We start from the raw sequence: 14405 nt of genomic DNA, 5'->3' as shown, positions 1-14405 counted from the left end.
TGCACTCCGACGTCTGCGTCCTTACAAGTCGAGCCCTGTTGTTGTTGGCAGTCTTCTAGGCTGTTCTTTGGGCCTCTCGGGCGGAGTTGGAGGCGCTTCGTTTACAGCAGGTCGCTTCCTTCGTCACCAGTCAGCGGTACAAAACCACCACCAAGCGATGTCTTTACCGGAAGCTGAAAGCAGCAACGCGCGCCTGATCGGATTTATACCATCAGGCGCGCGCATCATTGGCTCGGATAGACGTGCGGTTGTGTTTACCGCGGCGGCGCCAGGCCGTGCTTCACGCCCCAATCGAACCAGTTGTCGACAACCGGACCGGTCAGGATGATGCCGATGGCACCGGTCAGCGGGCAGAGCACCGCAAACCACCACGCCCAGCGATGGATCGATTCGGCAGTGGCGTTGAAGCCCATCGTCCAGCGCCAGAACAGAGCAGCGCGTTCAAGTGCGGTACCACGGTCCAGCATCTGCTCGATTTCCCGCTCGCCGCCGTAGCGGCTCACGGCCAGGATGGTCGCACCGTGCATGGCGAACAGCAGAGCCGAACCATACAGGAAGGCGATCGAGAGACAGTGGAAGGGGTTGTAGTAGAGGTTGCCGTACTTGATCGAGAAGTTGTTGGTCCAGTCGAGGTGCGGGAATACACCGAACGGCGGCGCTTCGCTCCAGGTGCCCATCAACACCGGCTGAATGAAGCCGAGCGCCAGGTACAGCAGGATCGCGGACGCGAAGGCCCACGCAATGTGGGTGCCCATGCCGAGCGCCCGAGCACGGCGGTAGGTGCGAACCCACCACAGCATGATCGACACGGTCAGGAAGAAGCCGGCCATCAACCACCAGCCACCTTCCTTCAGCGGCGGAATGCTCAGACCGTATTCCGGCTTCGGCGGCTCGAGAGCCAGCCAGCAGAACTGGCGCAGGAATTCGATCGGGCTCCAGTCCACCGACGCCAGCATGTTGAGACCGATGATTTCGATCGCAACAAAGCCACACAGCAGCGAGCAGACACCGGTGAAGCCGAGATAGACAGGGCCGATCTGAGCGTCACCGAGCTTACCAAGCCAATAGTAGAAGATGGTCTTGGTCTCGCGGGGTGAGCTGCCGGGTCGTAGCGGCACCCCCGCATAGGCAGGTCCCTCAACCTGGACCTGCGTGAAGATGTTCTGGTATTGGGCCATGACAAGACTCTCTTGTGACCGGTTGAATTACGAATTCCAGATCGGCAGGTTGCGCCACCAATTCCACCAATCGGGCCACGAACCACCTTCTGCCAGCACCGGACCGCTGAGGATCATGCAGACCGCGCTGAAGAACACGGCCGACAACGCCAGGAACAGACCGAGGCGGTGAATGCCGATGGTACCAATCGAGTAGCCGACGAGATCGCGGAACACGGTATTCTCGTGCTCCGGAGACTTCACGGGTTCGCCACGGTCGGGATTGAGCGCCGACAGCACCAAGCCGCCATGCAGCGCGAGCGCCAGACAGGTGGTGAAGAAGAACGTGATCGCGATCATGTGCGCGGGATTGTAGTGGAACTGGCCGTAGGCGTAGCCGGTGTTCGACACCCAATCGAGATGCGTGAAGATGCCGTAGGGGAAGCCGTAGCTCCAGGAGCCCATCAGGACCGGACGGATCACCACCAGCGTGACGTAAGCAAAGATGGCGAAGCTGAAAGCGAACGGAACGTGGTAGCCAATGCCGAGCTTGCGGCAGATTTCGACTTCACGCAGCGCCCAGGTGACGAACGCGCCGGTCGCGCAAATGCTCACCCACTGCCAAATGCCGCCCTCGGCGAGCGGCGCAAATCCCAGACCGTACTTAGCGTCCGGCGGGTTGACGCTGATCTGCCAGAGATTCCAGGTGGGGCCGAGCGCGGTGTTCCACATGATCAGCGCAACGCCGATCAGCGTGAAGAACACGGTCATGACCCCGAAGATCCCAACGTAGAACGGGCCAACCCAAAAATCGAACAGGTCGCCCCCGATTAGCGTTCCGCCACGAACGCGGTATTTCTTCTCAAAGCTGAGCATTGCCATCGATCGTTCCTCCGCGTGCGAGCCAGGGAAAATCCATCGTCGTCGTCCAGTCCATGTCGCTTCCCGGAAGGGGTTGGGCCCGGCAGATCGGTCCGTTTCCCTTCCCTTCCGGCAAGCAGTGAGTCACGCCATTAGACCGGCATGCTCGGCGGAGTGAACGGCAGCGAGATCGACGCCGCCTTCGCCGCACGCGGACCATCGAGCCAGTTGAACCGGCTGGTGCTCAGCAGGATGAAGTGGATGATGATGGCCAGGCCGAACAGGAACACGAACAGCAGGACCAGCGCGCGACGCGGATCAAACAGAAGCCAAATTCGCCACATAGTAGTCGTCTCCCCTTAGCACAGGAACGAAGTCAGTTGATGCACGCTGTCCATCGCGTAGCCGGTCGCTTTGGGCAGCCACGGACGCCACATCCAGGCGAGGATGTGAGCGACAACCGCAACGACGATGAAGAGGAAGAAGCTGGTCACGAAGATCGAGTGGAATTCCTTGGCTTCCGCTTCGGAAAGTCCCGAGATGGAACCGTCACTCATTTGGTCACCTCCTAGTGATGGCCTTTCGGCCGACACGCCGCCCGAGCGAGGGCGGCTACGATTGCCGTATCGTTTCCGAAACGACAGCGATTTACCGTTTCGTCTCCAAAACGGCAGCCTTCCGTCCGGCGGAGGCCGGACGAAATCTCCGAATTACATTCCCATGAACGACGAGGTCACCAGAACGCTCGCTGCGTTGTGCGCCTCGCTGAACACCGATTCTTGCTGTCCGGACTTCTTGCGCCAGGGCATCGCCCGCGTGACGATCGCGCGGGTCAAGAACAGCGCATAGCAAGCACCAAACATCGCTCGACTCTCGAACGCGGCGCTATCCGGAAGAACCCTCGAGCGACGGCCGGTGTGGACTAAGTCGGACATCGATCATCTCCTCACTCTTGGATTGCTCATAATTGGTCGCGACATTGTGAAGCGCATTGTTCTAGCTCAAATCATCGTTACACCGATTGACCGTCGAGCAGCGCCGCACGCGCTTTACTGACGAATTCGGTCGTGACTTTTTCCTGTCCGGCACGGCGCGCGCTGTTTTCAGCGGCGTCACGCAGGCGTTTTGCAGCCGAAATCCGCACCAACACCGGATGCGCTTCCAGCACTTCGTCGAGCAGCGCCTTGGCCTCGTCGCTCCACAACAATTCTTCGTGCCGGCGCGCAGGCGTCGGATCGACGCGATCGAGGTCGGTGCCGAGCGGCAGAATGTTGAAAAGCGCATCGAACAGCGCGTTGCAGACTTCCTGCACCAAGTAAGTCGCGCCCGAATACCCCATGAAAGGCGTACCGGTGTGACGGCGAATCACCGCGCCGGGGAACGACGCCGGGATGTAGACCGCCCGACCGCCGTTCTCGGCCAAGTACATTCTTTCGTTGTAGCTGCCGAACATGATCAGCGGCGGCGTCTGACGAATCGCCGCACGCACCGCCTCGTTGTCCGTCTTCGCCCCGACCTTGCGCGAGATCGCGAAGCTGCACGGCAGCCCCAGCTCGTCCTCGAGGAAATGACGCACGCCGCGAGCATAAGTATCGGTCGCGACGATCGCGAAGCTGGCGGTGCCGAAGAAATCCTGGGTCACCGATCGCCACAGATCCCACAGCGGCTTGATCGTGGTGTTCTTCTCGCGCTCGATGAACGGCTCCGGATCGAGGCCGGTCAGTTCGCCGAGCTTGCGCAGGAAACGCGTGGTCGAATGCAGCCCGATCGGCGCCTGCAGGTAGGGCCGCTCCAGCGACTCGCACAGCAGCCGACCGAACTCGCGGTACATGCAGACGTTGACGTCGGCATTCACCAATTTCGGAATGTCGGACAGATGCGTTCCGAGCGGAAACACCATGTTGACGTCGGCGCCGATGCCTTCGATCAGCCGGCGGATCTCGGCGAGATCGGACGGCATGTTGAAGGTGCCGTAGATCGGCCCGATGATGTTGACGCGCGGCTTCTCGCCGTCCTTGCGCTTGCGTTCCGGGATCTTCTTCGGGCCGTATTCCTTCCACAGCCAGGAGATCGCGCGGTCGGCGCTCTGCCATTGATCTTCGTCGATGGTGCGCGGCAGAAAGCGCTTGATGCCGGTGCCCTCGGGGGTGACACCGCCGCCGATCATCTCGGCGATCGAACCGGTCACCACCACCGCCGGCTGATATGGATCGAGCGCGCGATGCGCGCGCTTCATCGCGCCTTCGGTGCCGAGCTTGCCGAGTTCTTCTTCGCCGAGGCCGGTGACGACGATCGGCAGTTCGTGCGGCGGCAGAGCGTCGGTGTAATGCAGCACCGAGGTCACCGGCAGGTTCTCGCAACCGACCGGACCGTCGATGATCACCTGCAGACCCTTCACCGCGGTGAAGGCGTAAACTGCGCCCCAATAGCCGCCGGCGCGATCGTGATCGAGGACGAGCATCAGATCATCTCCTCCGCCTTGCGCTTCTTGGCTGCGGCTTCGATCTGCTTCTTGTACTTCTCGCGAAAGGCCGGAACGTCCTTCGGCGTGTCTTCCCAGACACCGGCGGCATAGCCCTGCCCGACCTCGCCAAAGAACTCTTTCATCTCGTCGAATCGCGCCTTGTTGCCGAGCGCGGCGTTGATCACCTGCGCCAGCGAGCCGGCACCGGCGGGACCGAACAGCGGCCGCGCCGAGATCAGGTTGGTGAAGTACAAGGCCGGGATCGACATCGTCTTGGCCTTCTGCACCACCGGGGTGGTGCCGATCGCCAGATCCGGCATGAATTCGTCGACCGCGGCGTAGTCCTGTTCGAGCGAAGCGCGGAACTGCACCCGCACGCCCTTGGCTTCGAGCCACTCACGATCCGGATCCGACCACGGCGTGCGCGGCACTGCAGTGCCGACATACGGCACGGTCGCGCCGCTCTCGATCAGTAGTCGTGCGACCAGCAGCTCGGAGCCTTCGTAGCCGGATACGGTGATGCGGGCATTGATCTGCTTCTGAGCCAGAGCCGCCTTGATCGCCGGCAGGAAGCGGTTCTTGGCCGCGTCGATCTTGGCACGCTCGACGTTGCACGCCGTGCCGATCGCTTCGAGCCACGCTTCGGTGCCGTCGTGGCCGACCGGGGCGGAGCCCACGACCTTGCGGCCGGCGAGCTCGAACTGACGGATACACGACTTGTAGAACGGATGAATCGCCGCGACCACCTGGCAATCGAGCGCCGCATAGAGCTCGCGCCACTCGCGGGTCGGCACCACCGGACCCACGGCAAGACCGAGCGGATCGAGCATCAGATTGATACCGACCGGATCGGCCGGGAACATCTCACCGAGCAGCGTCACCGTCGGGCGCTCGCTGCGTCCGCCGCGCGGCGCCTGCACCGGCCCCTGCTCGGCTTCCTTGCGGGCGTATTCCAGCATCGCGCCGGACAACACGTCCTTGGCCTCGGCATGAGTCGGCACGCCGAAGCCCGGCACGTCGATGCCGATGATGCGAACGCCGTTGATCTCCTTCGGCAGAAGATCGAGCGGCACGCCGGAGGCAGTCGGCACGCAGAGATTGGTGATGATGATGGTGTCGAACTGCGCCGGATCGGCGAGCTTGTAGACCGCCTCGCGGATGTCTTCGAACAGCTTGCCGGTGACCAGGGTCTCCGACGAGAACGGCACGTAGCCGACGGTGCGGCGTGCACCGTAGAAATGCGACACGAAGGTCAGGCCGTACACGCAGCAAGCCGAACCGGACAGCACCGTCGCGGTCCGCCGCATCCGCAGTCCGACGCGCAAGCTCCCGAACGCCGGGCACATGCTTTGCGGCTGATCGTGCGGCCCCTTCGGGTAATCAGCGGCGTAGCGCTCCAGCACTTCGCTCTTGCCGGCGGCCTCGGCCGCGGCCTTCATCTCGGCCGCGCCGGCGTGGCAGCCGAGCCCGTCGGTCTTGGTCGCGGCTTCGTTGATCGCGGGCGCATCGGTGTCGACGGAGAAATCCGCCGCATCGTCGCCGATCGATCCGGCGATGGGGCCGGAATAACGAGACATGACACTCATGACGAACTCCCGATCACCCGATCTCAGACCTCGTCGTAGATCACTTCGAGCGACGGCTTGTTCAGCACCGCAGCACCGCACATGTCTTCCATCGTCGCCGGCTCGAGCACGACGTCGCGACCCGTGACGTCGCTGGAGAACAGGCCGAGCAGGCCGTCCTGGGTCAGCGGCTTCGGCCGCACCGGCGGCGCGGTGGCGACGTTCTCGGCGAGCGTCGCGAACAGCGGACCCCACTGCCCGTCCGGCAAGCCGACGATTTCGTAATTGGCGCTCTTGCGGCGGATGCCCTCGTCGGCGGGAATCGCCGACAGAACCGGGATCCCGGCGGCCGCGGCGAAGGCCTGCGCCTCACCGGTGCCGTCGTCCTTGTTGATCACCATGCCGGCGACGCCGACATTGCCGCCGAGCTTGCGGAAATATTCGACCGCCGAGCAGACGTTGTTGGCGACGTACAGCGATTGCAGGTCGTTGGAGCCGACGATGATCACCTTCTGGCACATGTCGCGGGCGATCGGCAGACCGAAGCCGCCGCACACCACGTCACCGAGGAAGTCGAGCAGCACGTAGTCGAATCCCCATTCGTGGAATCCGAGCTTCTCGAGCGTCTCGAAGCCGTGGATGATGCCGCGACCGCCGCAGCCGCGACCGACTTCCGGGCCGCCGAGCTCCATCGCGAACACGCCGTCGCGCTTGAAGCAGACGTCGCTGATCGAAACTTCTTCGCCGGCGAGCTTTTTCTTCGACGAGGTTTCGATGATGGTCGGGGTCGCCTTGCCACCGAACAGCAGCGACGTGGTGTCGCTCTTCGGGTCGCAGCCGATCAGCAGGACTTTCTTGCCCTGCTGCGCCATCATGTAAGACAGGTTGGCGAGCGTGAAGCTCTTGCCGATACCGCCTTTGCCGTAGATCGCAATGATCTGGGTTTCTTTGGTGACGGGAGTCGTCACCGGGGCATCGGGTTCAATCGACGCCTCGGCCCGGAGTTGTGCGTCTTGCAGGCTAATCTGCGGAACGACGTTCATCAGCTCGGTCTCCAGTTCAGTACCATTTTGAGGCAGGCAGGGTCTTCGAAAGCGATCCGATAGGCGTCGGGAGCCGACGCCGCCTCCTGGTGGTGCGTGATAAGTCCATCGAGCGAGAGCTTTCCGCTGTCGATCAGCGCCTTGGTGGCGCCGATGTCCGGCGGCTGCCATTCCGCCGCGACGCGAATGCGTGCTTCACGCATGAACGCGGGCGGAAACGAGAACGACAGCGGCTCGCTGTAAAATCCAGCGAGCACGATCTCGCCGGTGGCCGCGATGCGCGAGATCAAAGTGTCGAGTAATTTCGGATCGCCGCTGACATCGTAGATGCTACGATAGTCGCGGCGCTCGTCGGCCGCGGGATCGATCACCGCATAACCTTCGGCACCACCGGCGCGGATCGGGTTTTTCTCCCACACCACCGGCGGCGGATTGCCGAGCGCGATCGAAATCCGCGCCAGCAGCCGGCCGAGCACGCCGTGACCGACGATACAGTCGGGCGGCGTCGCACCGCGCGCCGCAATGGCGTGATAGGCGGTCGCCGCAAGCGCAATCATAATACCACGCTCGCCGAGCTTCGAATCCAGCGGCACCACGCGCTTGGCCGGCACCACCAGCCGCGACGCCGACGCACCGAACAGGCCGCGCACTTCACCGAAGCACTTCGCACCCGGCACGAACACCATCTGTCCCGGCTTCAGATCGGTGGCCGATCCGGCCTCCACGACCTCGCCGACCGACTCGTAGCCGGGGACCAGCGGGTAACCCATTCCGGGGAATTGCGGCATCCGGCCCGACCACAACAGCCGCTCCGTGCCGGTGCTGACGCCACTCCAGGCAACATCGACAACGATGTCGTCGTCAGTCGGCGCCGTGAGGCTCAAGCGACTGAGTTCGACCTGTTGTGGCTGCTTGAGTACGACCGCGATGGCGTCCATCGCCTACTCCAAATTCCGAACGGCAGAGCTCTGCCGCCGAGTGTCATGCTAAACTGACGGATCACAGTGTCAAGCCAGATTAACACAACTACCGTTTGGAGGCGGTAATTACGGAGGCAACCAACGGCATCGGAACCGGATGCAACACGACCTGGGAGAAGCCTGCACTCTCCAGCATCGCCTGCAGCCGAGGGAAGCTCCGGGCTTTCCCGGAGCCCATGGCGTAAAGGTAGAAGGCGAAATAGGCGTCGGAGATCGCGGCGGTGCCGGGAAGCCCGGCGATCGGCTCGGCGATCAGCAATTTTCCGTTGTCTGGCAAAGCCTTGTGCACGGCGCGCAGCAAGGCCTCGACGACCTCGTCGTCGTGATCGTGAATCACCCTGATGAGCGAGACGATGTCGGCCCCTTCGGGAAGCGGGTCGGTCGTAAAGCTCCCGCCCACTGCCGTCGCCCTGGCCGCCAGTCCATTCGCCTCGAACCGGGCCGTGGCTTTTTCGGCGACCGCCGGCAGATCGAACAGCATGCAGCGGAGCTGCGGGGCTTGCGCCGCCACCGCCGACAGGAACGAGCCGTCGCCGCCGCCGACATCGAGCAGGCAGCGATGATCGCTAAACGAATAGACGTGCAGCACCTCGCGCACGATCATCGGCTGCGAAGCCGCCATCAGCGCGGTGTAGGACGTGATCGCCTCGGCCGGCAGCTCGCCCGGGCGCTCGCCCCGCACATAGGCCCAATAAGCGGCGAGCTCGCCCCCGCCGCGCGGCGCGCGCAGCAGCGCCACCGGATCGGCGAGATCCCGATACAGCATCGCGTGATGCTCCACGAGCGCGAGCACGCCCCGATTCCCGCGCAGCTCAGCGCCGAGCTGGCCGAGGCCGTAGCGGGATTGGCTGCGCATCTGAAGCAACTTGAGCGCGACCGCGCCGTCGAGCAGCATCCGCATCGACTCGACCGGCAGCGACAACCGCGCGGCGAGGTCTTCGGCGGTAGCCGGACGTTCGGCGACCACGTCGAGCAGCCGAAGCTGCACGCAGGCCAGCAGGATCTGCGAATAGACGAAGCCGGCCACCAGATCGAACATCGCCACGGCGCGGCTGCGCGCGACCGGGCGCATCAGCGGAAACACCGCAGCAAAGCGCTGAAACCGCGGATTCGACAGGATCGAATCGCGCCAGCCGAGCAGCCGGTCACGCAGGCTCAAGGGGACCATTCGGTTCTGCTACCACCGGCGGGCCACCAGGGCCACGCCGGCGGATGCATTAGGCCGCAGTGGCGGCGAGCTTCGCCGGCACCAGACGCGTCGCTTCCGACATGATCAGCGACCGCAGCTCGTTGCCATTGGTGCAGTCCGGCATCGCCTCGACGGCGCCGCGCACCAGCGACTTCAGGTGGTAGATCGCGCCGTCGATACCCATCTCGCGCACCGCGCTGGGGCGATCGTGGGCGATGTCCTGGCCGACCGGCTTGCCGATTTCCTCGACATCGGCGGCGGCGTCACGCAGATCGTCGGCGACCTGATAGGCCTCGCCGATCTTCTCGCCGACCATCCGCCACGGCTCCGGATCGGAACCGGCCGAAGCCGCACCCATCGCGGTCGCGGCGACGAACAGCGCGCCGGTCTTGGAGCGGTGATAATGGGCGAGATTGATTTCGGTCTCACATTCCCAGGCCTGACCGGCAACGATACCGAATGGCACACCGACCGCGCTGCCGATGAGTTGGGTCAGCTTGAGCAGCCGGTCTGCCGGACCTTCGGCCCGTGCGATGGTCTGGAACGCGAGCACGATCATCGCGTCACCGGCAAGCACCGCGAGCGGTTCGCCGAATGCCTTGTGCACCGAAGGACGGCCGCGACGCAGGTCGGCGCCATCGAAGCACGGCAGATCGTCGTGGATCAGCGAGGCGCAGTGCATCAATTCGAGCGCAGCACCGGCAGCTTCGGTAATGCCCGGATTGTCTTCGCCGCAGGCGAGCGCCACGCTGTGGCAAAGCCGGGGCCGGACTCGCGCGCCGCGCGGGAACACCGCGCTCCGCATCGCCGCCGCGAGCCGCGGCGGGCATCCGGCCATGTCGGCCTGATTGAGCGCTTCCGTCAGAGCACGCTCGATCCGATTGGTCACATCCATGGCCACACTCCCGCGCTGAGGCACAAGTGTCAATTTAACTTGTCATGCGAAACTGTAAGTTATTATGGACACCTGTCAATGATATGGCTCAAAGACAGCTAAGCCGGAGTGAGAAAGCGGATGCGGGATCAGACCGCGAGGAATCGCGTCGTAGTGATCGGCGCAGGCGTCGCGGGACTGACGTCTGCGCTGGCCCTGGCCGCACGCGGCTTCGACGTCACGGTGCTCGAACGCGCCGCTAGCCCCGGCGGCAAGATGCGAGAAGTCGCGATCGGGCCGGCGCGGATCGACAGCGGCCCGACCGTGTTCACGATGCGTTGGGTGTTCGAGGAGCTATTCGCCGGAGCCGGCCTGAATTTCTCCGACCATGTCCACCTACGACCTTTGTCGGTGCTGGCGCGCCACGCCTGGGACGACACCCTGCATCTCGATCTGTTCGCCGACGAGGCGCGCTCGGCCGATGCGATCGGCGCGTTCGCCGGCGCTGCTGAAGCGAAGCGGTATCGGCAGTTCTGCGCCGACAGCCGGCACATCTACGAGATTCTGGAAAAGCCGTTCCTCCGCGCCACCGCGCCGAGCCTGCCGAAGCTCGCGACCGCCGGCGGGCTCGGCGGCCTGCTCGAGCTGCGCAAGATCCGTCCCTTCACCACGATGTGGAAAGCGCTCGGCGATTACTTCCACGATCCGCGGATGCGGCAACTGTTCGGCCGCTATGCGACCTATTGCGGATCGTCGCCGTTCGATGCACCCGCGACCCTGATGCTGGTCGCGCATGTCGAACACGAAGGCGTGTGGATCATCGACGGCGGCATGCACGCGCTGGCGCGAGCGCTGGCGGACTGCGCGGCCCGGTTCGGCGCGACGATTCGCTATGAGCAAAGCGTGCGCGAAGTGATGGTGTCGGGCGGCCGCGCCGCCGGCGTGATCCTGGACAGCGGCGAGCGGATCGACGCACATTCGGTGATCGTCAATGCCGATGTCGGCGCGCTGCCAGCGGGACTGTTCGGCGAAGCGGTGCGCTCGGCGGTCGCACCGCTCGCGCCGCGTCTGCGATCGCTGTCCGCCATCACCTGGAGCATGGTGGCCAGGACCGAAGGATTTCCGTTGAGCCGCCATTCGGTGTTCTTCTCGCGGGATTATCCCCGCGAATTCACCGAGATCTTCGGCCGCGGCGAAGTGCCGAACGAACCGACGGTGTATGTCTGCGCGCAGGACCGCATCGACGACGAGGCTCGTCTCGACGCCAGCGGCGAAGAGGAACTGCTGGTGCTGATCAACGCTCCGCCGGTCGGCGATCGCAAGGCGTTCGATCAAGGCGAGATCGACCGCGCCGCCGAGCGCGCCTTCGGCGTGCTGCAGCGCTGCGGCCTGCGGATCGATGCCGACGCGAGCAAGACGCAGGTGACCACGCCGGCCGATTTCAATCGGTTGTTTCCGGCGACCGGCGGCGCGCTGTATGGTCGCGCCTCGCACGGCTGGAGCGCCTCGTTCGAACGTCCCGGAGCGCGTACAAGGATCCCCGGCCTGTACCTAGCCGGCGGCAGCACCCATCCGGGTCCCGGCGTGCCGATGGCCGCCCTGTCGGGCCGCGCCGCCGCGGCGACCTTGTTCGCCGACCTAGAAGCCAACCCGGCGGGTGCGAAGCCTGCGCTACGCCCCGCCTCTGCCAAGACGACGTGAGATTATGATTGCCTGGCCTAACGAAACCGACGAACGCCGCGCCGGATTCAATGCCGATGTTCCACGCAACGGCTACGCCTGGTGGTACGTCGACGCGATCAGCGATGACGGCCGCGAAGGGCTGACCATCATCGCCTTCATCGGCAGTGTGTTCTCGCCGTACTACGCGTTCGCACGGCGCCGTGCGCCCGCCGATCCGCTCGACCACTGCGCCATCAACGTGGCGCTGTATCATCAGGCCGGCAAGCGCTGGACCATGACCGAGCGCGGACGCGGGCGCGTGGCGCGCAACGTCAACGCGTTCCTGATCGGGCCGAGCGATCTCGGCTGGAACGGTAACACGCTGACCATCAACATCCGCGAAACCGGCGCGCCGGTGCCGGGACGGATCGAGGGCCGGGTGCGGGTGACGCCGCTGGCGATCACCAAGGACTTCTTCGTCCTCAATCCGCAGGGCAATCACCGCTGGTGGCCGATCGCGCCGCGTGCGCGCGTCGAGGTCGATCTGCGGCGACCCAACCTGTCCTGGCAGGGCGAAGGCTATCTCGACAGCAATGCCGGCGACGAACCGATCGAGACTGGCTTCCGGCATTGGGAATGGGCGCGCGGCGCGATGCGCGACAAGACCGTGATCCTGTACGAAGCCGAGCGCCGCGACGGCAGCCGGGTCGACCTCGCCGTGACGTTCGACGCCGCAGGCCACAAGCAGGAGTTCACCCCGCCGCAACTGCTGCCGCTGCCGCGCTCGGGCTGGAAGGTCGACCGCAGCGCCCGCAGCGAGACCGATGTGAAACTCGTCCGCACCCTGGAAGACACCCCGTTCTACGCCCGCTCGATGGTGGAGACGACGCTGCTCGGCGAGAAGGTGACGCTGATGCACGAAAGCCTGTCACTCGACCGCTTCCGCATGCCGGTCGTACAAGCCATGCTGCCATTCCGGATGCCGCGGCGGAGGTAGCGCCGCAACTAACGCCCTTCCCACGTCATGGCCGGGACAAGCCCGGCCACGACGACTATCATTCGTCAGAAGACGTATTGATCTTTCCCTTCTCCGCCTCCCGCTTCCGGTCCAGCCGCCGGCCCTGCCATTCGAGCACGGCCCAGCCGGCGGCGAACATGCCGAGCATCAGGATCTCGAAGTAGTTAAAGGCGCTGTCGCTGTTCATCACGGGTCGGCCTTGTCGCGTTCGGCGCGGGCGCGGTCGAGGCGCTTGCCTTGGCGCTCCAGCACCAGCCAGCCGACGACCAGACAGCCGAACACCGCGACCAGCTCGATCAGACCGTAGTACTGTTCCATCACCAACCTCCGCAATCCGATGCGTGGGCGACAGCCAGCTCTGGTCCGCACCCGCGCCGCGCAGGGCAGATCAGCTCCAGCTCACCAGCGGCGGCATCGAGCTCATGATCGTCTCGGTGTTGCCGCCGGTCTGCAGACCGAACATCGTGCCGCGATCGTACAGCAGATTGAACTCGACATAGAGGCCGCGGCAGGCGAGCTGCTGCGCCCGCTCCTCATCTGTCCACGGCTCGACCATGCGCTTGCGCACAATCTTCGGATAGACGTCGAGCAGGGCCGAGCCGACCTCGCGGGCGAAGGCGAAGTCTCGATCGAAATCACCGCTGTCGAGATGATCGAAGAAGATCCCGCCGACGCCGCGGGCGACGCCGCGATGCGGCAGGAAGAAGTAGGTATCCGCCCACGGCTTGAACTTGTCATAGTAGGCCGGATCGTGGGCGTCGCAGGCACGCTTCATCGCCGCGTGGAACGTCACCGCGTCCTCGGCCTGCTGGCTGCGCTGCTCCGGCAGCATCGGCGTCAGATCGGCGCCGCCGCCGAACCAACCCTGCGACGTCGACAGAAACCGTGTGTTCATATGCACGGTCGGCACCCGCGGACTGCGCGGATGCATGATCAGGCTGATGCTGGTCGAGACGTAGTCCAGGCTGACACCGTCGCCCGGCAAATTCCTGGCCATCTCCTGAGTCAGCCTGCCGTTGGCCGAAGACGTGTGAATGCCGATCTTCTCGAACAGACGCCCGTTCGACAGAAAGCCGCCGACCCCGCCGCCGGAGCCTGTCTTGCGTTGCCAGGGCTTGTAGGTGAATGTCGCCGGCTCGCCGGCAAACAGCTCGGTCGGCGCCTCGCGCTCCAGCGTTTCGATCTCGGCGCAGATCCTGTCACGTAGTCCCTCGAACCAGGCTCGCGCCGCGGTCCGGCGAGCCTCAACGGCGGCGTGTTGCGAAGTTTCGGGAGAGCGTTCGAGGTCGGTATCGATGGTCATGGTCGTGATCCGTTGCACAAGGTCAGCATCGGTATCACGGCAGTGTGGCGGCTTCGAGAGATTTTGCAAATCAGTTGCGTTTGAACCGTGCCGAGGTCGTATCGCTCGCGGCCCATCCTTTCGCGACGGCCGCTACGCGGCATCCACAGAGCCCGACTGGAAATGCGGACAATGAAATCAAGCACTTTCGTTTCAACCCGTCATGCCCGGCCTTGTGCCGGGCATCCACGTCTTGCAGCGAAACAGCAAGAAAGGCGTGGATGGCCGGGACAAGTGTTCAGCCCGGAGA

Annotated in this window: 16 protein-coding genes; 2 read left to right on the top strand and 14 right to left on the bottom strand. The window is 64.4% G+C overall.

The genetic code is table 11. The annotated features are described in order from the left end of the window. Positions 1–254: 254 nt before the first annotated feature. The 11 genes from pufM to M9H71_RS22775 form a co-directional block, all read right to left on the bottom strand. Positions 255–1178, bottom strand: coding sequence for a photosynthetic reaction center subunit M (gene pufM, locus M9H71_RS22825; RefSeq protein ID WP_455407163.1), 924 nt, complete (start codon positions 1176–1178; stop codon positions 255–257). A gap of 27 nt (positions 1179–1205) precedes the next feature. Further along, positions 1206–2039 carry a photosynthetic reaction center subunit L gene (pufL, locus tag M9H71_RS22820; RefSeq protein ID WP_455407162.1) on the bottom strand — a complete coding sequence of 278 codons (834 nt, stop codon included), beginning with the start codon at positions 2037–2039 and terminating at the stop codon, positions 1206–1208. 131 nt (positions 2040–2170) lie between these two features. Beyond that, positions 2171–2362, bottom strand: coding sequence for a light-harvesting antenna LH1, alpha subunit (pufA, locus tag M9H71_RS22815; RefSeq protein WP_011157087.1), 192 nt, complete (start codon positions 2360–2362; stop codon positions 2171–2173). A gap of 15 nt (positions 2363–2377) precedes the next feature. After that, complete coding sequence (gene pufB / locus M9H71_RS22810; protein WP_011157086.1) at positions 2378–2575, bottom strand: light-harvesting antenna LH1, beta subunit; 198 nt, start codon at positions 2573–2575, stop codon at positions 2378–2380. Positions 2576–2728: 153 nt separating this feature from the next. Next, positions 2729–2953 (bottom strand): hypothetical protein, encoded by a 225-nt coding sequence (locus M9H71_RS22805; protein WP_455407161.1) that lies wholly within the window; start codon positions 2951–2953, stop codon positions 2729–2731. Between the two features lie 77 nt (positions 2954–3030). Further along, positions 3031–4479 carry a chlorophyllide a reductase subunit Z gene (gene bchZ / locus M9H71_RS22800; RefSeq protein ID WP_455407160.1) on the bottom strand — a complete coding sequence of 483 codons (1449 nt, stop codon included), beginning with the start codon at positions 4477–4479 and terminating at the stop codon, positions 3031–3033. Next, positions 4479–6068 carry a chlorophyllide a reductase subunit Y gene (bchY, locus tag M9H71_RS22795; RefSeq protein WP_455407159.1) on the bottom strand — a complete coding sequence of 530 codons (1590 nt, stop codon included), beginning with the start codon at positions 6066–6068 and terminating at the stop codon, positions 4479–4481. The genes bchZ and bchY overlap by 1 nt, the downstream gene beginning before the upstream one ends. Before the next feature lie 23 nt (positions 6069–6091). After that, the gene (locus tag M9H71_RS22790) at positions 6092–7090 is read right to left on the bottom strand and encodes a chlorophyllide a reductase iron protein subunit X (protein WP_455407158.1); all 999 of its coding nucleotides are present in this window, start codon (positions 7088–7090) and stop codon (positions 6092–6094) included. After that, complete coding sequence (bchC, locus tag M9H71_RS22785) at positions 7090–8028, bottom strand: chlorophyll synthesis pathway protein BchC (protein ID WP_455407157.1); 939 nt, start codon at positions 8026–8028, stop codon at positions 7090–7092. Before bchC ends, M9H71_RS22790 begins: the two co-directional genes overlap by 1 nt. 88 nt (positions 8029–8116) lie before the next feature. After that, positions 8117–9238, bottom strand: a complete 1122-nt coding sequence (locus M9H71_RS22780) for a methyltransferase (RefSeq protein WP_455407156.1) — start codon at positions 9236–9238, stop codon at positions 8117–8119. Between the two features lie 49 nt (positions 9239–9287). Further along, a complete protein-coding gene (locus tag M9H71_RS22775; protein ID WP_455407155.1) occupies positions 9288–10154 on the bottom strand; it encodes a polyprenyl synthetase family protein in 867 nt (288 codons plus the stop codon). Positions 10155–10274: 120 nt separating this feature from the next. Between M9H71_RS22775 and crtD the strand changes: the two genes are divergently transcribed. Together crtD and M9H71_RS22765 are read left to right on the top strand one after the other, a co-directional pair. After that, positions 10275–11834, top strand: coding sequence for a 1-hydroxycarotenoid 3,4-desaturase CrtD (gene crtD, locus M9H71_RS22770; protein ID WP_455407154.1), 1560 nt, complete (start codon positions 10275–10277; stop codon positions 11832–11834). A gap of 4 nt (positions 11835–11838) precedes the next feature. Continuing rightward, a complete protein-coding gene (locus M9H71_RS22765; RefSeq protein WP_455407153.1) occupies positions 11839–12792 on the top strand; it encodes a carotenoid 1,2-hydratase in 954 nt (317 codons plus the stop codon). Positions 12793–12850: 58 nt separating this feature from the next. On the opposite strand, the gene M9H71_RS22760 is transcribed toward M9H71_RS22765, so the two are convergent. The 3 genes from M9H71_RS22760 to hemF all read right to left on the bottom strand — a co-directional run bounded on the left by M9H71_RS22760 (position 12851) and on the right by hemF (position 14116). Beyond that, positions 12851–13000: a hypothetical protein gene (locus M9H71_RS22760; protein WP_455407152.1), complete on the bottom strand. Its 150-nt coding sequence runs from the start codon at positions 12998–13000 to the stop codon at positions 12851–12853. Beyond that, positions 13000–13131 carry a hypothetical protein gene (locus M9H71_RS22755; protein ID WP_455407151.1) on the bottom strand — a complete coding sequence of 44 codons (132 nt, stop codon included), beginning with the start codon at positions 13129–13131 and terminating at the stop codon, positions 13000–13002. Before M9H71_RS22755 ends, M9H71_RS22760 begins: the two co-directional genes overlap by 1 nt. 70 nt (positions 13132–13201) lie before the next feature. Further along, positions 13202–14116: an oxygen-dependent coproporphyrinogen oxidase gene (gene hemF / locus M9H71_RS22750; RefSeq protein ID WP_455407150.1), complete on the bottom strand. Its 915-nt coding sequence runs from the start codon at positions 14114–14116 to the stop codon at positions 13202–13204. Positions 14117–14405: the final 289 nt, after the last annotated feature.

The organism is Rhodopseudomonas parapalustris (assembly GCF_053772255.1).
This window is presented reverse-complemented; position numbering and strand designations above follow the sequence as displayed.